The organism is Halomicrococcus pelagicus (assembly GCF_051917725.1).
Lineage (GTDB): Archaea > Halobacteriota > Halobacteria > Halobacteriales > Haladaptataceae > Halomicrococcus.
Genome location: NZ_JBQBLX010000006.1, coordinates 68,512 through 80,510 on the forward strand (window position 1 = coordinate 68,512; position 11,999 = coordinate 80,510).

At 61.8% G+C, this 11,999-nt stretch carries 7 protein-coding genes and 1 pseudogene; 7 read left to right on the plus strand and 1 reads right to left on the minus strand.

The window, feature by feature from the left end:
* Positions 1-50: 50 nt before the first annotated feature.
* From ACTF4R_RS16395 to ACTF4R_RS16425, 7 genes and pseudogenes are all read left to right on the plus strand, one after another.
* Positions 51-269 (plus strand): annotated as a pseudogene (locus ACTF4R_RS16395) (anthranilate synthase component I); the annotation flags it as partial.
* Between the two features lie 116 nt (positions 270-385).
* On the plus strand, positions 386-502 hold the full coding sequence (locus ACTF4R_RS16400) for a glutamine amidotransferase-related protein (protein ID WP_440008925.1): 117 nt from the start codon (positions 386-388) through the stop codon (positions 500-502).
* Positions 503-723: 221 nt separating this feature from the next.
* Positions 724-3,297, plus strand: coding sequence for a GcvT family protein (locus ACTF4R_RS16405; protein WP_440008926.1), 2,574 nt, complete (start codon positions 724-726; stop codon positions 3,295-3,297).
* A 341-nt stretch (positions 3,298-3,638) separates the two neighbouring features.
* The gene (locus ACTF4R_RS16410) at positions 3,639-4,532 is read left to right on the plus strand and encodes a tetrahydrofolate dehydrogenase/cyclohydrolase catalytic domain-containing protein (protein WP_440008927.1); all 894 of its coding nucleotides are present in this window, start codon (positions 3,639-3,641) and stop codon (positions 4,530-4,532) included.
* Between the two features lie 231 nt (positions 4,533-4,763).
* Positions 4,764-7,316 carry a GcvT family protein gene (locus ACTF4R_RS16415; RefSeq protein ID WP_440008928.1) on the plus strand — a complete coding sequence of 851 codons (2,553 nt, stop codon included), beginning with the start codon at positions 4,764-4,766 and terminating at the stop codon, positions 7,314-7,316.
* A gap of 30 nt (positions 7,317-7,346) precedes the next feature.
* Entirely contained in the window at positions 7,347-8,606 is a 1,260-nt protein-coding gene (gene ilvA, locus ACTF4R_RS16420; RefSeq protein WP_440008929.1) for a threonine ammonia-lyase, read from the plus strand.
* A gap of 248 nt (positions 8,607-8,854) precedes the next feature.
* Positions 8,855-10,480: a BCCT family transporter gene (locus ACTF4R_RS16425; RefSeq protein ID WP_440008930.1), complete on the plus strand. Its 1,626-nt coding sequence runs from the start codon at positions 8,855-8,857 to the stop codon at positions 10,478-10,480.
* Positions 10,481-10,686: 206 nt separating this feature from the next.
* Here ACTF4R_RS16425 and ACTF4R_RS16430 read toward each other — a convergent pair whose 3' ends face one another.
* Positions 10,687-11,937: a serine hydroxymethyltransferase gene (locus ACTF4R_RS16430; protein ID WP_440008931.1), complete on the minus strand. Its 1,251-nt coding sequence runs from the start codon at positions 11,935-11,937 to the stop codon at positions 10,687-10,689.
* Positions 11,938-11,999 lie beyond the last annotated feature (62 nt).

An 11,999-nucleotide genomic window follows, 5' to 3' on the forward strand; every position in this document is an offset into this window, starting at 1 on the left:
ACTTTTTTCATCTGTCTGTAAGCAGGAAACCCGCCCTTTAGGGCGTGGACGTCACTAGAACGCTCGTTCGAGACCAGGACGAGTACCACCTTCGCGTGGAGGCGGGAATCGTAGACGACTCCGACCCCGACCGTGAGTACGACGAAACGCTGGACAAAGCGCGGGCGCTCGTCGCTGCTGTCGACGAAGCACTCGGTGAACGGGCCACGTTCGCCGTCGAAACGTCGTCGAACGTGAGCGGAGACGATGATACTGGTAAGAAGGAATGAAGCTGCACGCTCAGCGAGAGTTGGATTCCAGCAGTGCCGATCGAACAGGAGGCTGCGGAGAGTAGGTTACGCGATTCCCTCCCGGCCTAAAGGCCGGTTTCCCTCGGTGATGAAAGATGGGCGTCCGGCACGCGGACCGCTCACACGTTGGTGGACAGTTTCATCCCGAGCGCGTCCTCACCGATGCGGGCGAGCAGATGGTCGAGAACTGCTGTTCGTCAATTGCGCGTTGAGTGGCCGTTGAGAGACGAATCGCTGACTAGCTTCCTTCACAGTGATATCACTGTTATTTCGTCGGTCGTTCGGGCCGGCCATCGTCTCTTGTCTGTCCGGACTTCCGACGGAGAGCGAGGACGGGGAAACTCGACGTGTTTTATCCCGTATGGTTTCGGTAGTATGAGAGTGCTCGGCGATAATTATATTTGTACCCATCCTGGATTACCCATCGTTATCTATGAACACGGACCAGAGTCTGCCGAGAGAAGCAGACACGGTTATCGTGGGTGCCGGCATCGTCGGATGTAACGTCGCGTACCAACTGACAGAACTCGGGAGAGACGACGTGGTCGTCGTCGACCAGGGGCCGATGCCGACGACCGGCGGGTCGTCGACGCACGCGCCGGGTATCATGTTCCAGACGGACGAACCGAAGATTCTCTCCAAGTTCGCACGTTACAGTCGGAACCTCTACTCGGATCTCGAAGGAAAGGACGGAGCGCAGGCGTACAACGAGGTCGGAGGGATAGAAGTCGCCCGAACCGACGAACGGATGGACTACCTGCAACGGCGCGTCGAATGGGGGAAATCCTGGGGAATTCCGGACCCACAGATTCTCTCACCCGAAGAAGTCGAGGAGAAGCTACCACTCGTTAACAGCGACGTAATCAAGGGAGGATACTACTCGCCGACCGACGGACAGGTCTCCGGCGTCGTCGCCTGCGACGCGCTGGCCCGGAAAGCGATGGACAACGGCGCGAAGTTCGTTCCCCACACCCGAATAGAAGACGTCGATACGGACCGTGATGAGGTCCAGACCGTAGTCACCGAGAACGGGACGGTCGAATGCAACGAAGTCGTGATCGCGACGAACATCTGGGCGCGACAGCTAGGCGAGAAGCTGGACGTCCACCTCCCGGTGACGCCGGTCGAACACCAGTACACGATGACCGAGTCGCTCGACGAACTAGCTAACAACGCGACGGACATCACCGACCATCCGCTGTTCGAGAACTACCAGAACGTCTCCGGCGAGAAAGCAAAGCGCCTCCTCGTCGGACCTGACCGTCCGATTCTCCGCGACCAGGATAACGCGCTGTACTTCCGGACCCACGGTGACGCCTACGGAATCGGTTCGTACAACCACGAGCCAATCGTCCCCGACCCGGAGGACCTCGGCGGCAACGATCCGGACGGCGAGCAGGGATCGGTCCACGAGTTCACGGACTACCACATGAACAACGCGACCCATCCCGACCGGCCGGACAAGTCCCCCCGGCAAGCTAGCGACGAACTCCTGCCCGCTACCGAGGGCACAGAGCTCGAACACAAGTACAACGGGATGTTCGCCGAGACACCGAACGGCCTGCCCGCAATGGGGCCTGTTCAGGGGTACGACGGGCTCTGGGTCGCTGCGGGCATCTGGGTTACTCACGCCGGCGGGGCAGGGAAGGCCCTCGCCGAGTGGATGGAGACCGGCGTGCCACGGTTGGACGACGAGCGCATCGACCTCTCGCACGCTAACGTCAACAGGTTCGACGCCCACGAGGGGAGCTGGGACTTCACCCGAGACATCGGCGGCGAAGAGTACCGTATCGTCTACAACATCGTTCATCCCAAATGGGTGTGGACGGACAAGCAGCGCGACATCCGGCGTACGCCGATGTACCACGCTCACGAGGATCTCGACGCCGAGCTGTGGGCCGAGGCCGGCTGGGAGGAGCCACAGTGGTACGAATCCAACGCCGATCTGTTGGCCGAGTACGGCGACCAGATTCCCGAGCGAGACGACTGGGAGGGTAAGTACTGGTCGCCAATCGAAGGTGCGGAGACGCTGAACGTCCGCAACAACGTCGGCCTCCACGATATGACCTCCTTCAACAAGATGGAGGTCGTCGGGAGCGACGCCGGCGAGTTCATCCAGTACCTCTGTACGAACGACATGGACATCGACGTGGGCGACGTTCGTTACACCCTGATGTGCAACGAGGGGGGTGGCGTCCGTGCGGACATTACCGTCACGCGGACCGACGACGACCGCTATCTCCTGTTGACGACCGGACGTGAAGTCGGGAACAATCACGTTGCGTGGGTACGCGAGCAGTCGCCCGACGACGTGGTCGTCAACGACGTCACTTCCAGCCTCGCTGCGATGGTTTGTACCGGTCCGAACGCCCGGAAGGTGCTTTCGAAGGTGACCGACGTCGACCTCTCGGACGAGGCGTTCCCGTTCTTCACGAGCCAGCAGTTTTTCGTCAAGAACGTACCCGTCACGGCGCTTCGCGTGTCATACGCGGGCGAGCTCGGCTGGGAACTGTACACACCCTCCGAGTACGGCGAACAGCTCTGGGAACACGTCATGGAGGCCGGCGAGGAGTACGACATTCGGCCGTACGGTAACGGGGCGCTCGACGCGCTCCGTATCGAGAAAGGATTCCGGCTGTGGGGAGAAGACCTCCACACGGAACACAATCCCTACGAGGCAGGACTCGGTTGGGCCGTCGATCTCGACACCGACTTCATCGGTAAGCCAGCCGTCGCTGCGGCAGCCAACGGCGATAACATCGAGCACAAGGTCGCCTGCCTGACCCTCGACGACGAGGACGCGACAGTGCTGGCCCATCGACCGGTACTCGATGGCGACGAGACAATCGGATATCTCCACAGCGCGGAGTACGGATACAGCGTTGGTGCCTGTGTCGCGTACACGTATCTCCCACCGGAATACGCCGAGCCTGGTACGAAGGTAGAGATTCTGTACGAGGGCGACCGGTACGCGGCGACCGTGCGAGAAGAGCCGCTGGTGTCCTGAGCGAAGAGGCTCTCCCCTCGGTACACGCCGCTGCATCGACGTTCCGAACCCGACCGGGAGAACCGACGGCGCGGCCGCAAACGTATCGCCGCCTTCGTTTGGGACGTCGCACCGGCGGAGCGGGCTGTATCGCTCTCGTCTCGCTGTGGTTGAACACCCTAGATTAATTAGTCCACCGTGAAACGTTACCAATCGCGACGCTGCGAGCGGGGAACAGCGCCAGCTGTCGACTGTGGCCGAGCATCGGCTGTAACACGACGAGCGACTGCTCGTCAGCGACCGATGGGCCGACGCTCGACTACAGCTCCCGGGCTCGCGGAACTGTACTCGACTTTCAGAACATGACTCGAATTATCGACGGAAACGAAGTCGGAAATCGGATCAGGAACGAACTGGAAGGACGCGTCGATACGCTCGAACAGCAGGGTGTTACGCCCGGACTGGCGACGGTCCTGATGAGTGATGACGGTGCGAGCGAGACGTACGTCTCGATGAAACAGCAGGCCTGTGACGAGATCGGAATCGAGAGCTATCACCACGAAATCGATCCGGATACGTCGTCGGACGTACTGATGGACCGAATCGATGCATTGAACGAGAATCCGGGCGTTCACGGGATTCTCGTGCAGATGCCGGTCCCGGACCACGTCGACGAGCAGGCTGTTGTCGAACGAATCGACCCGATGAAGGACGTCGACGGGTTCCATCCGGAAAACGTCGGCAGACTCGTTGCAGGAAATCCTCGGTTCAAACCGTGTACGCCCCACGGCGTCCAGAAGCTGCTCGCTGCGACGGACGTCGAGACGGAGGGGAAAGACGTCGTCGTCGTCGGCCGGTCCGATATCGTTGGGAAGCCGATGATGAACCTCCTCGTCCAGAAGGCCCCGATGGGCAACGCGACGGTCACCGTTTGCCACTCCCGGACGACGGACCTCGCGGAGAAGACGAGGAACGCGGACGTCGTCATCGCGGCAGCCGGCGTGCCCGAACTGGTCGACGGAACGATGCTGTCGGAAGACACCGTCGTCGTGGACGTGGGCGTCAGCCGTGTCGACGCAGACAACGAGAGAGGGTACGAGATCGTCGGCGACGTCGAGTTCGAGTCGGCCAAGCGGAAAGCCTCGGCCATCACGCCCGTTCCCGGCGGCGTCGGCCCGCTGACGATAGCGATGCTGCTGTACAACACGGTCAAGGCGGCGGGCCTGCAAACCGGCGTCGACGTCACTCTCCCCTGACTGCGTTCGGCTCTGACGACCGTGACTACTCCCACGACTTCAGTCGTGGGCTTTCTCCTCGCTTTCGGGCAACGGAACGTGACTCGAGAGTGTCATCTTGTGGTTCGTATGTAATGGAGCATATGATTAGTGGATTTTCGGCTACTACCCTCCTCTGAGCGGCGTTTCCGTCGTTTCGTTTAAAAGGACCGTTGCACTTATGAGACGGACCGGACGATTGAGGTGTGTTATATGAGCACGGATAGCGTTCCAGGGCGCGCCGAGACGGTCGTCATCGGCGCGGGTGCCGTCGGTTGTAGCGTCGCGTACCACTTGACCGAACTCGGCGCAGACGACGTCGTCGCCCTCGACCAGGGGCCACTCCCGGTCACCGGAGGGTCGTCGACGCACGCGCCGGGAATCATGTTCCAGACGTCGCCGTCGAAAATCCAGACGAAAACGGCGCACTACACGAGCCGGCTACTGAAAGACGCCGGTGTGTACGACGAAGTCGGCGGTATCGAAGTCGCCCGATCCGAGGAGCGAATGGATTTCCTCCAACGTCGCGTCGAGTGGGCGACATCGTACGGGTTACCGGAGCCACAACTGCTCGAACCGGAGGAGGTCGTAGAGCATCTCCCGCTCCTCGACGAAGACGAGATTCTCGGTGGATACTACTCCCCGACCGACGGCCGGGTATCCGGCACCGATGCCCTCCAGTGGTACATCGAGCAGTCGTCGGCCGACTTCTACGGACACACCGAGGTGACGGATATCGAGGTCTCCGGCGGCGAAATACAGGCAGTGGAGACGAACCGCGGGCGAATCGAGTGCGACCGGTGCGTCCTCGCGACGAACAACTGGGCGTACCAGACCGGACAGATGGTCGGACTCGATCTCCCGATCGCCCCCGTCGAGCACCAGTACGTCGTCACCGAGCCGATGGAGGAACTGCAGGGAGGCGACTCGACACCTGGCGATGCTACGGCCGGTCTCGATGTGCCCGGCGACCGGAATATCACGGAGTTCATGGCGCAACCACCGGACCGACCCGTCGGTCGCGACCAGGACCACTCGCTGTACTTCCGAACCCACGGTGACGGGTACGGGCTCGGGTCGTACAACCACGAACCGCTGGTGGTCGACCCGGACGAGATGGGGAAAAACAGCGACGAGAGCCAGGCGTCGGTTCACAGCTTCACGGAGAAACACTGGACGAAGCCCACCCACCCGAACAGGGAGACATCGGCCAAGCAGGCGTTCGACGAACTCCTCCCCGCCACGCAGGACAAGGACTTCCGCGTCACCGAGAACGGTATCTTCGTCTACACACCGGACGGGATGCCCGTCGTAGGGGAGACGCCACAGATAGACGGACTGTGGACTGGACTGGCGATCTGGTGGACGCACTCGGGCGGCTACGGCAGGATTCTCGCGGAGTGGATGGAGAACGGCGTCCCACGGCTACCCTCGGGACCCGTGGACACGGGCTCGATTCACGTCGCCCGGTTCGAACCCCACGCCGGCAACAAGCAGTACTTCATGGACCGTGGCGGGTTGCGGTACCAGCAGGTGTACAGCATCGTCGAGCCTCGCTTCCAACCCAGCGAACACCGGGGACTGCGAGAGAGCCCCTTCCACCAGCAGCAGGCGGAACTCGACGCGGAGTTCTACCAGAGCGGCGGGTGGGAGACAGCACAGTGGTTCGGCTCCAACGAAGACCTGGTCTCGAAGTACGAGGACCGGATTCCAGAGCAAGAAGGCTGGCAGGACGTCAACCGCTCCCCCATCGAGGCCGCCGAACACCTACATACCCGCGAGAACGTCTCGATGTACGACATGACGTCGTTCAGTTCGATCATGATAGAGGGGGAGGACGCCGGAGCGTTCCTCCAGCGGATCTGTAGCAACGACATGGACATCGGCGTCGGCCGGGTTCGCTACACCACGATGCTGAACGAGGGCGGCAACGTACTCGCTGACCTGACCGTGGCTCGTCTCGGCGAGGACGAGTACATGGTGACGACCGGCGGTGGCAACTCGCCCGGCATCCACGGATCGTGGATCGAACGTCACGCTCCCGACACCGTCTCGGTCACCGTCGAGGAGTCGGCGAAGTGTACCGTCGGGCTGTGGGGGCCGAAATCCCGGCTGTTGCTCCAGCGCGTCACCGATGCCGACGTTTCCAACGACGGCTTCCCGTACTTCGGCTGCAAGCGCATCTTCGTCGGCGACGTGCCGGCGATAGCGATGCGCGTCTCATACGTCGGCGAACTCGGCTGGGAGCTGTGGGCGCCCGCGGAGTACGGTCGGAAGCTCTGGGAGACGCTGTGGGAGGCCGGTAGCGACCTCGACGTCAGACCGATCGGCGACGGCGCTCTCGAATCGATGCGTCTCGAAAAGGGATTCCGGCTGTGGGGGACCGACATCGACACGGACGTCAACCCACTCGAAGCTGGTCTCCCGTTCGCCGTCGATCTGGACACGAACTTCATCGGAAAGGAAGCGCTCGCCGAAGCCAAGGAAACGGGTATCGACAATCAGGTAGCCTGTCTGACGCTCGACGACTCGACCGACATCATGCTGAGCGGTCGCCCGGTCGTCGCCAACGGCGACGCTCGTGGCTACGTCCAGGCGGGCGGCTTCGGCTACTCGGTCGGAGAGTCGATCGCCTACACGTACCTGCCGAGCGAGTACGCGGACGCCGGAACGTCGGTCCAGATCCAGTGTGAGGGCGAGACGTACGACGCCACGGTGAGCGACGAACCGCTGTTCGACCCCGGGCGGGACAAGATACTGCGGTGAGACCACAGCGCTGACAATCACGTTTTGAACATGAGTGACTGTAGAGAACCACGAGTTCGGTACGCCGACATCGAACAGGCACACGACAGACTGGACGACGACACGATCGTCAAACGGACGCCGGTCGAACGAAGCACCTCGCTCGGCGAGATGGTCGGCGGCGACGTGTACCTCAAGATGGAGCATCTTCAGTGGACCGGGTCCTTCAAAACGCGCGGGGCGTACAACAAAATTGCCCGAGCCGTCGACGAGGGCGTCGACGAGTTCGTCGCCGCGAGCGCCGGGAACCACGCGCAGGGCGTGGCGCTGGCGGCCACCAAGTGCGGTGCGGACTCGACGATCGTCATGCCGAAGAACGCCCCGCAGGCGAAGATAGACGCGACCCGCGGGTACGGGGCCACCGTCGAACTGGTCGGACAGGACTTCCAGGACGCGATGAATCACGCCCAGTCTCGGGCAGCAGAGAGCGACGCCGAGTTCGTGCACGCCTACGACGATCCGCACATCGTCGCCGGACAGGGCACGCTGGGCGTCGAGATGTACGAGGACTGTCCCGACGTCGACACCGTCGTCGTGCCCATCGGCGGCGGCGGGCTCGTCAGCGGTATTTCGACGGCCATCGACCATCTCTCGCCCGAGACGCGAGTCGTCGGTGTTCAGGCTGACGGCGCCGCCACCGTCCACGAAAGTCTCGACAAGGGAATTCCGGTGACGCTGGACGAGGTCGACACGATTGCCGACGGTATCGCGACCGGTGGCATCTCCGACCTGACGCTGAATCTCATCGAGGACCACGTCGACGAGGTGGTCACCGTCACCGACTCCGAGATCGCGAACGCGATTCTCCTGCTGCTCGAACGGGCAAAGCAGGTCGTCGAAGGTGCCGGTGCAGCGTCGGTCGCGGCGATTCTGAGCGACGACCTCGACGTGCGCGGCGAGACGGTGACGCCCTTGCTCGGCGGCGGGAACCTCGACATGACGATGCTCCAGACGGTTCTGATTCACGCCCTCACCGACCGTGAACAGCTCCTGCGACTCCGCGTCAAGATAAACGACGCGCCCGGAAAGATGGAGGAGATATCCGGCGTTATCGCCGACCACGGAGCGAACATCCGCACAGTCCGTCACGACCGCTCGGTGGAGGACCTGAACGTCGGTGAGGCGTATCTCGTGTTTCAGGTCGAGACGAGCGGTGCAGAACACGCGGCGTCGATTATCGACGCTATTGAAGCAAACGGATACGTTGTGGAAGACATCAACCGTGAACGCACGCCGGTCAGTACATCGTAGTGCTGACGCCGTGAACGGCTTCTTTCACCCGGATAGACGGAATCTCATGGTATAATCTATGTCTCATTTCCGGGTCTTTATACGTGATACTGAGCATACCCTGGATAGGTAGAAATGCCATGCTCACCCATAGCACAATAAAGGCCAAGCGACCGACCGCTCACGACCACGGCATGAGCGTCGGCGCGACGGCGCGGACACTAACCACAGGCCGCCGTCTCGACGGAGCAAGAAAGAGGTAAAGACCGATGGCACAATCGGAATCAGACGGATACGTGACGCAGTTCCTCAGCGAACTCGACACACCCGTCTTCGTCGTCGGCTTCGTCGTAGCGCTGGCCGCCGTCATCTCTTTTGCCACGATGCCCAAACTGGCCGGGAGCGCAGTTTCCGACGTGAACACGTTCCTCTGGCAAAACGTCGGCTGGATGTACCTCATCGCGATGTTCATCGTCGTGGCGTTCGCGCTGTTCCTGGTGTTCGGTCCGTGGGGCAACATCAAACTCGGCAAAGAGGACGAAGAGCCAAAGTACAGTTTCCTGTCGTACTTCGCGATGTTGTACTCGGCGGGCATCGCCGCGGGTATCGTCTTCTGGGGACCGGCCGAGGCGATCTTCCACTACGACACCGTCCCACCGTTCATCAGCGCTCAACCACAGAGCTCGGCGGCCGCCATCGGCGGAATACAGTACAGCTTCTTGCACTGGGGGATATCGGCGTGGTCCGCGTACGCCATCATGGCACTCCCGATCGCGTTCTACGCGTACCGACGGGACGCACCGATGCGCGTCTCGACGGTGCTCGCGCCGATCGTCGGTGTCGACAATCTCGATAGCAAATGGGCGAAACTAATCGACATCCTGGCCGTGTTCGCGACGCTCGGCGGCATCGCGACTACGCTCGGATTCGTCGGCAGCCAGTTCTTGACCGGTATCGAGTACACCACCGGTATCACCCTGGGCGATACAGGAACGGTCCTCGTCATCACCGGACTGACAGTCGCGTTCACGCTGTCCGTAGCGCTGGGCATCGAGAAGGGAATCCGTCGCGTCTCACAGTTTAACCTGGCCCTGTTCGGGCTCGTCATGGGGCTGGCGTTCATCCTTGGACCGACGGCGTACATCATGACGAACACGACAGAAGCAGTCGGTAAGTACATCAACCAGTTCGTCGCGATGAGCTTCTACACGAACGCGGCTAACGACACGAACTGGGTCGGCAGCTGGACGATATTCTACTGGGCCTGGTGGTTCTCGTGGACGCCGTTCGTCGGACTGTTCATCGCTCGCGTTTCGCGCGGTCGGACCATCCGTCAGGTCGTCACCACCGGTGTTCTGGCGTCCACCGCGATAACGATTCCGTGGTTCGGAATCATGGGCAGTACCGCCATCAAGCTACAGAATACCGGTCAGGCTGACATCCTGGGCGTCATTAGCGAGTACGGCGTCGCCGGGTCTGGATATCCGTTGTTCGAGGCGCTGCCGTTCGGCACGATACTGAACGCCTTGTTCCTGGTGTTGATCACGACGTTCTTCGTCACCTCCGCAGACTCCTCGACGCTGGCACTCGGCATGCTCACGACCGGCGGGGAACTCGAACCGTCGACGCTCAACCGCGTCATCTGGGGCGCCCTGGTCGGAGCTCTTGCGTCGCTGCTGATGGTCGTCGGCGGAGTCGACGCCTTACAGGCAGCGTCCATCATCACCGGCGGTCCGTTCGCGATCATCACGCTCATCGCTATCTTCTCGATGAGCAGGACGTGCGGCGATATCTGCCCGGTGTTCTTCGAATCCGAACAACAGGAGGACACGATCAGCTCCACGACACAGATAGAAAGCCAGGAGATACACGCCGAAAGTACGAACGACGACTGACGTACAACCGAGGCCGCGTTCCCGGAGTTACGCGCGAATCGGGTCCCCTCCTCTCCGTCCCCTGCTGACTGCAAGCCGGTCGTCTCTCGTACCCTCCGGCGCGAGACGACGAAGGTACCCTCCAACCCGATTGACTCACAGTCGTCAGAACAACGGCGACTGCCGCCCCTCGTGCAAAAGCAGACGGTATCTCGACCGTCCGAGAGTTACTCGTAAACCGGGAACTTCTCGCAGATTTGGTCGACCGTCGAGGCGACCCGGTCGTGAACGTCACCGTCGTCGGGGTTGTCGAGCACGTCAGCGATGAGTTCGCCGACCGTTTCTATCTCCGCTTCTTCGAGTCCGCGCGTGGTGAGCGCAGGCGTCCCGACCCGGATTCCGCTCGTGACCATCGGCGAGCGCGTCTCGCCCGGCACGGTGTTCTTGTTGACGATGATGCCGACGTCGGAAAGCAGCGTCTCGGCTTCCTTTCCGGTGATGCCGGGGTGGGACTCGCGGAGATCGACGAGCAGGAGGTGTTTGTCGGTTCCGCCGCTGACCAGCGAGAGGCCACGATCCGTGAACACGTCGGCGAGCGTCTTCGCGTTCGTCACCATCTGTTCGGCGTAGGACTCGAACTCGCTCGTTTGCGCCTCGGCGAATCCCACAGCTTTGCCGGCGACGTTGTGCATCAACGGGCCGCCCTGTGCGCCGGGGAACACTGCAGAGTCGACGTCGTCGGCGTACTCCTCGTCGCAGAGGATCATCCCGCCACGACCGGCGCGAATCGTCTTGTGCGTGCTGCCAGTGACGAACTCCGCGTGGTCCATCGGCGATGCGTGGACCCCGGCCGCAATGAGGCCCGTCACGTGAGCGATGTCCGCGAGGTGGTACGCCCCGACCGCGTCCGCTATCTCGCCGATCCGTTCGTACTCGAACTCGCGCGGGTAAGCGGAGGACCCGCTCACGACGAGGGCCGGATCGAACTCCTCGGCCTGTTCGTGGAGGGCGTCGTAGTCGATGTACCCGGTCTCCGGATCGACCTCGTACTGCTGGACGTCGTAAAGTTGTCCTGAGAAGTTGACGTCGTGGCCGTGCGAGAGGTGGCCGCCGTGCGACAGCGACAGCGAGAGTATCTTATCGCCAGGTTCGAGTACCGAGAAGTACACTCCCATGTTCGCCTGCGTACCGCTGTGGGGCTGGACGTTGACGTGGTCGGCGCCAAACAGCGCCTTCGCGCGTTCGATGGCGAGTTCCTCGGGGGTGTCGACGTACTGGCATCCGCCGTAGTACCGATTGTCGGGGTATCCTTCGGCGTACTTGTTCGTCAGTACGCTCCCCTGTGCTTCGAGCACGGCTTTCGATACGTGGTTTTCGGACGCGATCATCCCGAGGGTCGATTCCTGACGCTCGCGTTCGTGATCGATCGCCTCGGACGTAGCCGGGTCTATCTGGTCTAGCGACTGCTCGAACGCCATATCGGGATGTGGATTATCGACAGTAAATATCTTGCGTGCAGTCGCCACGGGAACTCAATAGG